The 12,832-nt window shown below is 70.1% G+C and carries 14 protein-coding genes; 4 read left to right on the top strand and 10 right to left on the bottom strand.

Translation table 11 applies throughout. The annotated features are described in order from the left end of the window. Positions 1 to 29 precede the first annotated feature (29 nt). Both cysC and HWX31_RS03590 read right to left on the bottom strand, forming a co-directional pair. The gene (gene cysC, locus HWX31_RS03595) at positions 30 to 701 is read right to left on the bottom strand and encodes an adenylyl-sulfate kinase (RefSeq protein ID WP_244143636.1); all 672 of its coding nucleotides are present in this window, start codon (positions 699 to 701) and stop codon (positions 30 to 32) included. Beyond that, positions 691 to 1,839, bottom strand: coding sequence for a TIGR03032 family protein (locus HWX31_RS03590; protein WP_174965095.1), 1,149 nt, complete (start codon positions 1,837 to 1,839; stop codon positions 691 to 693). Before HWX31_RS03590 ends, cysC begins: the two co-directional genes overlap by 11 nt. A 469-nt stretch (positions 1,840 to 2,308) precedes the next feature. Here HWX31_RS03590 and HWX31_RS03585 point away from each other — a divergent pair, with 469 nt between their 5' ends. Next, on the top strand, positions 2,309 to 2,875 hold the full coding sequence (locus tag HWX31_RS03585; RefSeq protein WP_174965096.1) for a hypothetical protein: 567 nt from the start codon (positions 2,309 to 2,311) through the stop codon (positions 2,873 to 2,875). A 62-nt stretch (positions 2,876 to 2,937) separates the two neighbouring features. After that, positions 2,938 to 3,930, top strand: a complete 993-nt coding sequence (gspK, locus tag HWX31_RS03580; RefSeq protein ID WP_174965097.1) for a type II secretion system minor pseudopilin GspK — start codon at positions 2,938 to 2,940, stop codon at positions 3,928 to 3,930. On the opposite strand, the gene HWX31_RS03575 is transcribed toward gspK, so the two are convergent. Further along, positions 3,920 to 5,563, bottom strand: a complete 1,644-nt coding sequence (locus HWX31_RS03575; RefSeq protein ID WP_174965114.1) for a type II toxin-antitoxin system Phd/YefM family antitoxin — start codon at positions 5,561 to 5,563, stop codon at positions 3,920 to 3,922. The genes gspK and HWX31_RS03575 overlap by 11 nt on opposite strands. Positions 5,564 to 5,766: 203 nt before the next feature. Between HWX31_RS03575 and HWX31_RS03570 the strand changes: the two genes are divergently transcribed. Together HWX31_RS03570 and HWX31_RS03565 are read left to right on the top strand one after the other, a co-directional pair. Further along, positions 5,767 to 6,594, top strand: a complete 828-nt coding sequence (locus HWX31_RS03570) for a hypothetical protein (RefSeq protein WP_174965098.1) — start codon at positions 5,767 to 5,769, stop codon at positions 6,592 to 6,594. Positions 6,595 to 6,959: 365 nt separating this feature from the next. After that, positions 6,960 to 7,193, top strand: a complete 234-nt coding sequence (locus HWX31_RS03565) for a hypothetical protein (protein ID WP_174965099.1) — start codon at positions 6,960 to 6,962, stop codon at positions 7,191 to 7,193. A gap of 10 nt (positions 7,194 to 7,203) precedes the next feature. On the opposite strand, the gene HWX31_RS03560 is transcribed toward HWX31_RS03565, so the two are convergent. From HWX31_RS03560 to gspF, 7 genes are all read right to left on the bottom strand, one after another. After that, a complete protein-coding gene (locus tag HWX31_RS03560) occupies positions 7,204 to 7,455 on the bottom strand; it encodes a FecR/PupR family sigma factor regulator (RefSeq protein WP_059739020.1) in 252 nt (83 codons plus the stop codon). 223 nt (positions 7,456 to 7,678) lie between these two features. Continuing rightward, a complete protein-coding gene (locus HWX31_RS03555) occupies positions 7,679 to 8,671 on the bottom strand; it encodes a FecR family protein (protein ID WP_174965100.1) in 993 nt (330 codons plus the stop codon). Between the two features lie 11 nt (positions 8,672 to 8,682). Continuing rightward, positions 8,683 to 9,231, bottom strand: a complete 549-nt coding sequence (locus HWX31_RS03550) for an RNA polymerase sigma factor (protein ID WP_042588213.1) — start codon at positions 9,229 to 9,231, stop codon at positions 8,683 to 8,685. A gap of 6 nt (positions 9,232 to 9,237) precedes the next feature. Continuing rightward, on the bottom strand, positions 9,238 to 9,978 hold the full coding sequence (locus HWX31_RS03545; protein ID WP_174965101.1) for a secretin and TonB N-terminal domain-containing protein: 741 nt from the start codon (positions 9,976 to 9,978) through the stop codon (positions 9,238 to 9,240). 171 nt (positions 9,979 to 10,149) lie between these two features. Next, positions 10,150 to 10,653 carry a GspH/FimT family pseudopilin gene (locus tag HWX31_RS03540; protein ID WP_174965102.1) on the bottom strand — a complete coding sequence of 168 codons (504 nt, stop codon included), beginning with the start codon at positions 10,651 to 10,653 and terminating at the stop codon, positions 10,150 to 10,152. Continuing rightward, positions 10,628 to 11,071 (bottom strand): type II secretion system major pseudopilin GspG, encoded by a 444-nt coding sequence (gene gspG / locus HWX31_RS03535; RefSeq protein WP_059776198.1) that lies wholly within the window; start codon positions 11,069 to 11,071, stop codon positions 10,628 to 10,630. The genes HWX31_RS03540 and gspG overlap by 26 nt, the downstream gene beginning before the upstream one ends. 67 nt (positions 11,072 to 11,138) lie before the next feature. Continuing rightward, positions 11,139 to 12,356, bottom strand: coding sequence for a type II secretion system inner membrane protein GspF (gene gspF / locus HWX31_RS03530; RefSeq protein WP_059612550.1), 1,218 nt, complete (start codon positions 12,354 to 12,356; stop codon positions 11,139 to 11,141). Between the last annotated feature and the right edge of the window lie 476 nt (positions 12,357 to 12,832).

The raw sequence follows: 12,832 nt of genomic DNA, 5'->3' as shown, positions 1-12,832 counted from the left end.
GGCTCCAGCCCTGTTCGTTTCCGCCATCGTCAGCCGGTCTCGGTCTCGCGCACGACCGGCTGCCTGTCGCCGACTCGGCCGAACTGCTGCAACGCGAAGTCCAGCAATGCGTTCACGCAGTCGGCAAGCGACCGGCTGCCGGTCTCCAGCACGAGGTCCGCTGCACGCGGCGCCTCGTACGGCGACGAGACACCGGTGAACTCGCGCAGCTCACCGCGACGCGCCTTCCGGTACAGCCCTTTCGGATCGCGCGCCTCGCACACTTCGAGCGATGCGGCGACGTGCACTTCGCGAAAGCCCGCGCCGACGACGCGCCGCGCGTCGTCGCGCATCGCCGCGCGCGGCGAGATCGCCGCGACGATCGCGATGAATCCCGCATCCGCGAACAGCGACGCCACTTCCGCGATCCGCCGCACGTTCTCGAAGCGGTCGCGCTCGGAGAATCCGAGATCGCGATTCAGCCCCGCGCGCAGCCGGTCGCCGTCGAGCACCGTGGCCCGCAGGCCCCGGCGCCGCAGCAGGTCGGCCAGCGCATCCGCCAGCGTGCTCTTGCCCGCGCCCGACAGCCCCGTGAGCCACAGCACGCCGCCCGCGCCACTCGGATCGCCCGCATCGCTGCGATCGCACGCGTCTACCGGTAATGACGAAACAGGCGCGGCAAACCCGCAGCGATCGGCGTTCATCGGCGGCTCAGCTTTCATGATTCGCGGGCTCGTCCTGCTCGCGCGGACGCGTCTGCCAGAAGCCGCCCTGCATCGTCACGATCGACGGCGTCTCGCTCCACTGGTGCGGGCTCAGGATCTCGCCGCGCAGCACGTTCGGCATCACCTGCACGTCGAAGATCTCGTCGACGCCGTTGAAGAACTGCAGAATCCCCAGCACGTCGCCGCTGCCCGCATCGAGCGCCGCGACGCCCGCGACGAGCGCGTCCGCCTCGCGCTCGATCGGCAGGCCCTGCGGCCCGCGCTTCTCGCGCAGCTTCGACAGCCCGACGAACAGCACGCCGCCGTATTCGGCGAGACCGTGCGTGAAGCCCGGCAGCGTCGCGAGCACGCGCTTCGCGCCCGTCTGCGGATCGATCTGCAGCACCCGGCCGCGACCGCCCTCGAGCACGTGCAGGCGGCCGCCGATCACGCGCGGCGAATGCGGCATCGACAGGCCGGACGCGACGATGCGCCCCGACGGCACTTCCATCACGATGCCGCCGTCGGCCATCCCGCCGCGCCAGCCGAACGGCGTGTCGGTCTGCCCGAGCGCGGTTGCGTAGCGGACCTTGCCGTCGCTGAACGCCATCCCGTTCAGGTGGCAGCGGTCGTCGGGCGCCAGCGCGGTCACGAACGGCGGCTGCCAGATCGACGTGAAATTGAAGTAACCGTCGATCACGCAGATCGACGAATAGCGCGTGTTGACCGCCAGCACGACCTGCTTGTCGAACGCCATGTCGTGCAGGTCGAGATCGCCCGTGTAATACGCGATGCGCGGCACGAACACCGCGTCGTAATGCGCGGGACGGGCCGGATAGTGCGGCGCGAGCGTCGACACGTTCGCGAACACCATCAGCTCGTGCATCGTCGCGACCGCGAGCCGGTTGCCGGCCACCGCCATCCCCATCGAGCGCGGCAGCTGACACGCGGACAGCGTCGGGACGCCATCGTCGCCGACGCCGATCAGCGCGACGCCGGACGGACGGCGACTCACTGCGAGCGAGCACTTGAGCGCGGCGAGCACCTGCAGGAAACGCCCCGTATCGCGCAGGTTGATGACCGGCGACGCGGCATCCGCGTCTGGCGGCGCTGCGTCGCCGGTCAATCGGCTTTCGTCGAACTGTTCCACGTTCATGATCCTGTCGGCTGTGCGCCGCCCGATGAAATGAATGCGCGTGACCGCGACCGGATGCCTCCGGTCGCCGCTCACACCTACCTAGACGGAACGAGACGCGCATTGCCGCAATTTTTTTGCATGCGGCCCGCCGGCCCGTCGTTGCGGCCGTGCCGGCGAGCGGCCGACGATGCGCGCGCAACGGGTTCCGCGCCGGCTTCGCGCGGCACGTTGCGCATGAATGTGCGTGGCCCCCGTTTCGTGTGCTTGTCGTTCTGCCCGGCGCTGCGATGCGTCGGCCGCCGCGTTCTCGCGCGGCCCGACAATCGTCGTGTCTCAACCGGGAAGTTTTTGTGACATTCCGCTGAAGATTCGCACCAGATTGCGCGCGTCCCGTCTATCCGGGGCCGCCATGCGACGAAATCCTGCGGCTTGCGGCCGGCCGTTACGTCCTAGCTATTGAGAAAAACGTCAACGATGGGAAACGCCCATGTGGCTCGCTACGATGCTCGCGCGGTGGCTCTCGGCACGCCTGCCCGGCGCCGCCGCGCTCCCGGACCGCGCACGCCCGTTCGCCGCCCGCCTCGCGCAACGCCCGCTGCGCTGGCGTGCGCCGTGGCTCGCGTGGCAGATGCTGTCGTGGGTGGCGCTCACGCTGCTCGCGCCGCCGTTCTGGACCATCGGCACGCTGTTGCTGATCAATCCGTCCAGCGACCAGCCGTTCTTCTGGGCCGCCGCGATGGCGATCGTGCCGGTCGCGAACGGCGTCGCGATCGTCGCGACGAACCAGCGCCATCACCGCGCGCCGTTCCTGCGCCGAACGGCGGTCGCGCTCCACGCGTTCGCCGTCGCGACGGCGGTCGGCGGCGCGCTGTTCGTGCTGCTGCTGTGGCAATCGCACGCGATTGCCGGCCTGGTCGGCCCGCTCGCGGCGTCGGCCGACGGCACGCGGCGCGCGCCGCTCGCGCTGTGGGTCGCCGGGCTGGCCGCCGCGTTCGGCATGGCGTCATCCGCGCATGCGAGCATCGTGCACGCGTGGCTGGCGTTCGAGGATTGACGGCCGGCCGCACCGGCACGGCGGGCACCGTGGGCAATGTGGGCACTGTCGGGGACACGCGAATGCATCGATACGAACGAGGGCGGAAGGCAGCCGCGCGGCGCGAACGGGGCATCGCGATCGTGACGGTGCTGCTCGTCGTCGCGCTGGCGGCCACCCTCGCGGCGAGCGTGCTGTGGCGCCAGCAGGTCGCGACGCGCGACGTCGAGAACCAGCGGCTCGCGACGCAGACGATGTGGGTCGAACGCGCGGCCGTCGAGTGGGCACGGGCGACGCTGCGCGCGCAGAGCGCCACGTCGAACGTGACTTTCGACGGCCAGACGTGGTCGCAGCCGGCCGCCGACGTGCCGCTCTCGAACCTGCTGCCGCCGGCCGCCGCGACGGTCAACGCCGAGCTCGCGCGCGCGCGGATTTCCGGCCACGTCGAGGATGCGCAGGCACGCTTCAACCTGATGAATCTCGTGTCGCGCGTCGCGCCCGGCAAGCCGTGGCAGACCCACGGCGAGGGTTTGCTCGCGTATCGCCGGCTGCTCGGCGAGCTGTCGCTCGATCCGGCGCTCGCGCAGCAGACGGCCGACTACCTGCTGCGCTCGCTGCGCGACGCGAACGGTCCCGGCGGCTGGCCGCTGCAGCTCGTGTCGGTCGACGACCTCGCGCGCATTCCCGGCTACGACGCCCGCGCGATCGCCGCGCTCGCGCCGCTCGTGACGATCCTGCCCGACCTGACCACCGTCAACGTCAACACCGCGGCCGAGCCCGTGCTCGTCGCCGCGATCCCGACGCTGTCGCGCAGCCAGGCGCGCCGCCTCGTCGAGCGCCGCCGCACCGCGTACTTCGTCAGCACCGGCGACGTCGCCGAGTATCTCGCGCCGGTCCAGGGCAACGCGACGCTGCCGGACGGCTCGGCCGTCGGCGTGAACAGCGGCTATTTCATCGTGCATTGCCGCGTGCAGTCCGCACGGATCAATGCGCGCATCGACACGCTGATCGCGCGCTACGGCAGCGGCAACTTCACGTGGACGTCGGTGATCTGGGTGCGCCGCCTCACGAGCTGAGCGCGGCCACGGCCGGCACGCCGGGCACGCCGGCCGCGCGCGCGTCCTGATTCGGCGACGCATCGCCGAACGCGGCCGGACGCAGGCTCTGCATCGCGCCCGCATAGTCCAGCGACAGCCGCGTCATGCTCGTTTCGCGCACCTCGCCTAGCAGCCGGTTCCAGTCGTCGATCGACACCAGCAGCGCGATCGGCCGGTTGTATTTCGTGACCATCACCAGCGCTTCGCTCGCATGCCGGAGCGCCTTCGACGGATTGCTGCTGAAATCGCGCGTCGCCATCGCGATCGTACGCAGGCTGAACACGTTCGTCGCGGCATCGTCGCCGTCGTCGTGCAGCAGGCGCTCGAGCGTCGCCGCGCGCAGCAGCGCCTGCGATTTCGCGGACAGCCGGCTGTCGCGACGCTTCCTGCGCTCGCTGCGCGGATCGACGTGCGCGGCGAGCAGCCGCACGATCTGGCCGAGCGTCGTCGCCGGCAACTGGTCGTAGCGCCGCCACCACACAGGCGGCAGCGCGATCATCATTCCCGCGTAGGTCGCCGCGACGCCGTCGGCGATGTGCGACGGCAGGCGTTCGACGTCGCGCGCGTCGAGATCGAGCGCGGCGCGAACGACGCTCGTCATCGCGGCGAACGCGTTGTACGCCATCGCGACGATGCCGTGCGCGAGCAGCGCCGCGCGCGCCGGCACGTCGCCGAACAGCGCGCCGTCGAACGCCGGCCCGAGCGGCAGCGCGTCGCGCCACGGCCGGCACGCGAGCTGCACGATCTGCCGCGCATCGAACTGCGCGGCCGGCAGGTCCGTCAGCAGCGTCACCACGGCGTCCGGCGCGCTGCGCCATTCGATGCGCCGCAGCGCGGCCGACGCATCGTGGTCGCCCGCCAGGCCGACCGCCTGCTCGCGCACCGTGCCGCCGTCGTGCGTCCCGGCGTCGCGCCAGTCGCCGAGCGCGCGGCACGCGGCCGCGCGGCCGTGCTCGCGCACGATGCACGCGCCGCCGCGGCGCGGCCAGCCGGACAGGATCGCGTCCGTCTCGAAGCGGCCGTCGATGATCCACAGCTCGCCCGGCTGCACCGCTTCCCGCAGTGCACCGGCGAATGCGCGCTCGTGCATCCGGCCGCGCTCGTGCGGCAGCAGATCGACGATCATGCCAAGATCCGGGTCATAGACGGGCAGCACCCGCGCGTGCGCGGCGGCCTCGCGGCCGGGATTGCCGCACCCGCACCCGCAGCCGGCGGCGTCGTGCCCGCACGGCATCCCGCCGTCCAGCACGCGCAGCCGCATGCCGCCGGTGAAGCGAGGCCCTTCGCGCGGGCGCGGCGCCGTCGCGGACAGCAGCAGCTCGACGCTGTCCTTCACGAGCGCGCGGCCCCAGCCGGCGCGCAGCCGGCTCATGCAGTCGTGCAGCGCCGCGACGGCCGGACCGAACCCCGCTGCCGCGCCGCCGTCGAACGCGTGCGGCGGACGGCCCGAACCCGGCTGCCGCGCCGCGATCGCCACGATCGCGTCGACCGCCAGCGCGAACAGCGCTTCGCGGATCGCCTCGCCGTCCGGCTCGTCGCCCGTAGCGGCCGCGCCGTCGATCCAGTCGTCATGCAGCGCGCATTGCAGGACGAGTCGCGCCATGATCGTCATCGGACTCTGTTCGACAAAGCGTTCCACGACCATGCGCATCACCTGATCACCTCGTCTGGGTTGGATTGGACGCGAGCGCGACACGCTCGGGCCGGCCGCACTTGACGCGCCGCTTGCGACGCAGCAGCATCGTGAGCGACCGGATGCGCGCGACGACGTCGCGTCGCGGCGCTCCGCCCGCAATCGCTGCACGAGACCCCGGCATGTACGTAGACCCCCGCGTGGCGCACGGCCGCGCCCGGTTCGACCTGAGCCGCTCGCCCCGCCTCTTCGCCGAAGAACGCCGCTGGGAGATCAGCGACGTCGTCACGCGCGGCATCGACGGCTTCACCGGCGCGCGCACCCGCCGCAACCTGATGCGGCTCCTCGAACGGCAGATCGCGCCGAAGCTCGCGCGGCTCGGGCTCGAGCCCTACGTGGGCGCGCTCGGCCGGCTCGAAGGGCTGTTCGTCAATTTCTCGACGATGAGCGCCGAGCACGGCCTGCGCGAATTCCAGCTGCAGCTCACGGTGCCCGATCTCGTGCTGCGCAGCTTCGCGTCGAACGCGATCCGGCCGCATGCGGTGGCCCGCTGCATGCAGCGCAACGGTGTGATGTCGCTGGCCGGGATCGAACATGAAACACGCATCGCGTTCGTGTGCGCGCGCGTGATCCGCTCGCTCGCGCTCGCGGAAGGCTGGCGGCAGGTCGGCGTGCCGACCTCGCTCGGGCTGTTCGTCGGCGTGCTGACCGACGCACGCGACGTGTCGATGAACACTTACCTGCGGCCCGGCGACAACGACCGGCCGTCCCGCTGGAGCGGATTCGCCGGGCTGTTCGCCGCGATGCCGCACTGGCGGCCGGACCAGGTCCGGCACGGCGGCGAGCTGCTGCAATGGATGATCAACCATATCGTGGCCCTGCAAGAATCCGCACCGCTCGCCGAACGCTTTCCGTTTCTGCGCGAGCCCCTGCGCGACGCCGACGACCCGCTCGATGCCGCCTGGGCACGCGCACGCGCCGGTGCGCAGGACGATCCGTCCGCGCGCTGATGCCGCCGGCGCGCGGCTCGGCCCCTGAGTTCTCTTGCTCTGTCGTTGCTCTGTACCTGCTCTCTCTCGGTCGCGGCAATCCGGGGGGCGGTCTCGCCCGGCCCCCGGACGGCCGGCCCCGGATGGCCGGCCCCGGATGGCCGGCCCCCCCGGTCCCGCTTCACGGCCCCTCGCTCTCGTTTACTAGGTCGTAGCGGGTTCGCATAACCCGCAGACTTTCTTGCGATGCGGGCATCGTCGCGCATCGCATCCATCGCCAAACCGGCAACGTTGCGGTAGTGTTGTCGCGTCACGCCGTCGTCACAATCCCAACACTTCAACGGACCTGCGACATGCCCTTGCCCTGCATTTACCTCACTGCACCGATGGCGTCGACTGATTCGGAAATCTGGTTTTCGGCCTACGGATTCGGCTGGGGCTACGCCGCCTACGCGCTGCCGCCCGACACGCTGCGCCAGCACCTCGGCGCGGCGGACGCGAGCCATCGGCAGTTGCTGCTCGCATTCGAGCTGAACCGGCAGCGGATCCTGCGCGCGGTCGCGCTGTGTCCGATGCCGCTCGCCGGCGAGCGCGTCACGCTGCTGCCGTCGGACCTGTAGGGCGGTCGCGTCAATGCACCTGCGTCGACCCGTCCGGTTCCGCTTGCCCGAGCATGCCGAGCACCGCCCATAGCCAGATCAGCTCGTGCGCGGTGCGCGCATGCTCGGCGCTGCGCATTCGCCAGCGCCGGAAAGCATCGAGCTCGCGCGCGGTCGCATCGCCGGCGCGCAGCCAGAGCAGCCAGCGAATGGCGCCCTCGCGAATCTCGTCGGCGAGCGCCTGCGCGTCGCCGGAATATTCATCCCGTTGCGATATGGTCATGATCACGCCACCGCCCGAAGCCAAATGAACGCGTTCTTCCCGCGCAACGCAGCGATGCGCTGCGCGGGGCGCTTTGCCACACACGCCTCGGGTCCGACGACGCTCCACCGGGCAGCCGCGAACGGCCGCCCGGCGTTTGCCGGCCCTCATTGACGATGTCGAATCGAAGACGCGTAACCCGCAGGACGCGGGACGCGATGATGGAGATGCGGCGCGTCGGCGCTCAGCTCAGCAGCACGATGTTGCCGGGCAGCCGCGTGATGTGCGCGCCGTACAGGCGGCCAACCATGTCGATCACGTCGTCGAGCCGCGTGATCGGAAATTGCGCCTGCATGCGGTTCGCGGCGAGCGCGCCGCTGCGCAGGATGACCTTGCCGGGCCGATACCGGTTGATCTCGTCGACGACCTCCGCGAGCGGCACGCCGTTGAACACGAGCATCCCGCGCCGCCATGCGCTGACGGCGCCCGGATCGACGCGCGACACCGGCTGCACGCCGCGGTCGTCGTAGGTCACCTGGTCGTCGGCGCGCAGCGTGCGCGCGCCGCGCGGATGCTGCAGCGCGACCGTGCCCGACAGGCAGGTCACGCATACCTGCGCACCGGTGCGGCGCACGTTGAACTTCGCGACCGTCGCCTGCATCCGGCCGCCGCCCGCGACCACGACGACCGGCTGCAGCGCCGCCGCACGGCCCGACGCCGGCGCGGCGTCGATCTCCGCTTCGCCGGCGACCACCTCGACGCCGCGCGCGGCGACGCTCGCGGGCAGCACGTCGACCCGCGTCCGGGTGTTCAGCTCGACCGTCACGCCCGCCGCCAGCGCGACCTGGCGCTGCTCGCCGGTGCCCGTACGGTAGTCGGCCGCGAGCTCGGCCAGCGACGGCCACAGCGCCATCGGCGGCCGCAGCGCGAGCCACGACGCGCCGGCCGCGACCGCGAAGCCGACGAACGCGCGCCGGCCCGTGCGCATCGTGCGTTCACGCTTTGCAACGTTTGCCCACGCGGCGGCCGTGCGTTCCTCCTGCGCGAGTTCCGCCGTGGCGGTGCGCAACGTGCCCCACGTGTCGCGCAGCAGTTGTGCGGCCTGCGGACGAGCGGCGCACCAGCGCTCGAACGCGTCGACGTCGTCCCGGGTCGCGCTGCCGGAGCGCAGACGCAGCAGCCACGCGCTCGCTTCGTCGAGCGTGTCGTGTGCGGAATCGGCCTGGGCTTTCGTCATCGTCCGGATGCTCAAAATTTACGTGGCCCGCCGCGCGAACCCGTGTACGACTCACCCTCTTCCTGCATGCGCTGCAGGCAGTACTTCATCGCCGCGCTCAGCTCGCTTTCGACGAGCCGCAGCGAAATGCCGAAGCGCTCGGCGATCTCGCGATTCAGCAGCCCGTCGACGCGGGCGGCCAGCAGGATCGCCCGGCGCCGCGGCGGCAAGCCGCGCAGCACGTCCTTCAGCGCGTCGACCTTGCGCCGCGCGGCGACGATGCGCTCGGGATCGGCCACCTCGTCGGGCAGCTCGAGCAGCGTCTCGACGTCGTCGTCGTGCAGGTGCCGCCGCTCGCGGCGATGCTGGTCGATCGCGACGTTGTTCGCCATCCCGAGAATATAGGCGTCGGCGTTGGTCACCTGCGTGGACACGTTCGCGTTTTCGAGGCGCAGCCAGGTCTCGTGCAGCGCGTCGGCGGCGCCGTCCTTCGATCCCGTCACGCGCTCGAGCCGCCTGACCAGGTACGCGTAGCGCGACGCCAGCAGCTTCCTGAGCCCGGCGCGGGTGGTGTCGGACATGACCGCCTAGTTCCGTTCGGCTGTCCGCGGACAGCGGAAATGCACGCCGTTGCCGACCGGCCGCAGCAGGATCGTGACCGGCTGCGGCAGCGCCGCCGGCGGCGCCGCGTCGAGCCTCAGCGTGCGCAGCGCGCGCAGGACCGCCGCGTCGCGCGACGCAAGACCACTCGATGCCACCATGTTGACCGCCACCACCGCCCCCTTGTTATCGATGCGCACTTGCGCGACGAGTCGATAGCTTCCCGGAACCGCCGCCGGCTGCGCGCACAGCGCATCGACCAGATGCGCCTGCAACAGGCCCGCGAACGTGTGCAGTTCGTCCGAAGCGCCGACCCCGTCGATCGGCAGCGCGGAATCCGCCGGCGCCTCGACCGTGGCCGGCGCCGTGTCGGCCGCCGGCCGCGCGACGATGATCGCCTCGTCCGGCCGCGCGAATTCCGCGCGCAACCCCGTTCCCGCCAGCACCCTCTCCAGTGCTTCGCGCGGCATGAATTCGCCCCGGACCGGCGCGCTCGTGCGCCCGTCCAGCAGCGGCGCGGGCGCCAGCACGATCAGCTCGGTGATCCGCGCGAAATCCTGCAAGGCCTTCGCGAGCGGCTGCGCGGGCAGATCGAAGTGCGCCGTGGCACCCGGCTGACGTCCGGCGGTTCCGGTCTCCTGCGCGTGCACGACACGCATGAACAACGCGGCAAGGGTGAACCACGCGACGATCGCCAGGACGCCGGCCGGCGCCCGTGAACGAATCATGAATTCCTGGACGGAAGTGAAGTTGCACGCTGCCGGCGAATCCCCCGCACCCCCGTGGGCGACTTCGCGGCAAGCGAATGACGGATTGTGCGCGGAGCGTGTGACAGTCAGGTGAATTGTGACGGCGAGCGGCCAAATCGCGAGCCTTTCGTATGCCGGTCGTAGGGCCGCTCAAGGCTGTTGCACGACGAAGTTGCCGATCCCCGTGCCGACGACGCGAAGCCGTGTCGAGCCGGACGACAGCGTGATCGTCACCGGCACGTCGATGCTTTCGTCGCCGAGCACGACGCGCTCGATTGCTTCGCCGCCGCCCGTATGACGGACCGACACGCCGGTCACTTCCGCGCCCCAGCGGCGCGCGCGGAACAGGTCGTCGGTCATCGGCAGCCATGCGCCGCTCTCCGTGCGCTGCACGAACCGGTAACCGCCGCCGACCGGCTGCCACGCGATCGCCATCGAGCGCACCTGCGCTTCGTCGCCGGCCGATTCGAGCAGGCTCGCGAGCCGCTGGGCGTCCTCGGCCAGCTCCGTGCGCCGGTTGCGCGACGGCGCGAGCGTCACGACCGCGACCAGCAGCCCGACGATCACCAGCACGACGAGCATTTCGAGCAGCGTGAAGCCCGCCGCGCGCCGCGCGGCACCGACGCGCCTATTGCCACGAGCCGATGTCCGCATCGTTTCCGTCTCCGCCCGCCTTGCCGTCCGCGCCGTAGCTGAACACGTCGATCGCGCCGTGCGTGCCGGGACTCAGGTATTGGTACGCATTGCCCCACGGGTCGCTCGGCAGCCGCTCGAGATAGCCGCCGTCCTTCCAGTTGCCCGGGATCGGCTCGGTGCCCGGCTTCTGGATCAGCGCGTGCAGGCCCTGCTCCTGCGACGGGTAGCGGCCGTTGTCGAGGCGGTACAGGTTCAGCGATTGCATGATCGTGCCGATGTCCTGCTTCGCCGCGATGCGGCGCGCCTCGTCCGGCCGGCTCATGATCTTCGGCACCACCAGCGCGGCGAGGATGCCGAGAATCGCGACCACCACCATGATCTCGATCAGCGTGAAGCCGCGCTGCGCGTGGCGACCGCCGCCGCAGGTTCGGCGCATCGCGTCGTGCGCCGGTTCGGTCTCGTGGTCTCGCGTCATCATGTCGTCATTCGCTCTCGCGTCAAAATCACTGCACCATGTTGTTCAGCTCGATGATCGGCATCATCACCGCCAGCACGATCACGAGCACCACGCCCCCCATCGCGAGAATCAGCAGCGGTTCGAGCAGGCTCGTCAGGAACATCGTGCGGCGTTCGAGCTCGCGCGCCTCGCCTTCCGCCGCGCGGTCGAGCATCGTCGTCACGTCGCCGGTCGCTTCGCCGGAACGGATCAGGTGCACCAGCACCGGCGGAAACGTCTTCACGTGGTTCAGCGCGCGCGACAGCGCGGAGCCTTCGCGCACGCGCACGATCGCGTCGTCGATGTTCCCGCGCATCGCGCGGTTCGACAGCGTCTCGCCCGCCGCCTGCAATGCGCGCAGGATCGGCACGCCGGCCGCCGTGAGAATGCCGAGCGTGCTCGCGAAGCGCACCGTGTTGTAGCCGCGCACCAGCTTGCCGGCGAGCGGCGCGGTCAGCAGCCAGCGGTCGAACGCGAGGCGCGGCCCCGTCTGCGACAGCACCTTGCGGATCGCGAAGACCACCCCCGCGAACGCGGCGAGCGACGCCCACCACCAGTGCCGCACGAAATCCGACAGCGCCATCATCACGACCGTCAGCATCGGCAACTGCTGCTTGGTGCTCGTGAACACGTTCGCGACCTGCGGCACCACGTAGCTCAGCAGGAACGTGACGATGCCGAACGCGATCAGCGTGACGATCCCCGGATACGTGAACGCGAGCAGGATCTTCTGCTTCAGCGCATTGCTCTGCTCGATGTAGTCGGCGAGACGCGACAGCACGATGCCGAGCTTGCCCGTGTGCTCGCCCGCCGCGACGAGCGCGCGATAGATTTCCGGGAAATCGCGCGGATGCTGCGTGAGCGCATTCGCGAACGAATGGCCGCCGACGACCTCGGCGCGGATCGACGCCATCAGCTCGCGCACGTATTCGCGCTCGGCCTGCTCGCTCAGCACCGACAGCGATTCGTCGAGCGGCAGCCCGGCGACGAGCAGGCTCGCGAGCTGGCGCGTGAGGATCGCCTGCTCGCGCTGCGACAGCTTGCGGCCAAGCGCGAGACGCTGATTGCGCTCGCCGTGCAGCCGCGACGCGGCCAGCTCGACGACGAGCGGCGTGAGCCCCTGCGTGCGCAGCTGGCTGCGCCCCGCGCGCGCGCTGTCGGCTTCCAGCACGCCCCTCAGCGTCTTGCCGACGCGATCGATCGCTTCATAGCGGAATGCGGACATGTCAGCGGCCTCCCGTCACGCGCAACACTGCCTCGAGCGACGTCGCGCCCGGTGGATTCGCGGGCAAAGACTAAAGAGTGAACCGGCGCAAATTTGTGACGGATGTTGGGCTACCTTTTGGGACGGCGGGGATTATTTGGTTTGATTCTTTTCTTGTCGGCATTTGCTATTTTCGCCGACCGGTAAATGAATTAATGAAATTCGACTTTCAACCCGCGCGCCGATCGTCGGAAAGGTCCGTAACATCTGCCACGAAAATGACTCGGGGCTACGCTAGCGCGATTCCGGGTGATGCTCCGCCACGCTCGAGCAACACCCTGGCCTGCATTCTCGTTGATTCGATGATTTATCAATCGGAGCAAGGCAATCGGCCTTTCATCAAAAATGTTACGGACCATTCTTTATGAAAAATTCACACGCGCATTGCGAATTCCCTCCTACAGTTACTCCGCGGCCGATATCGCATTCAGGCCGCA

This window comes from Burkholderia ubonensis (genome assembly GCF_902833085.1).
Taxonomy (GTDB): Bacteria; Pseudomonadota; Gammaproteobacteria; order Burkholderiales; family Burkholderiaceae; genus Burkholderia; species Burkholderia ubonensis.
The sequence above is the reverse complement of the archived record's forward strand: the minus strand, read 5'-3'. Positions and strand labels throughout refer to the sequence as shown.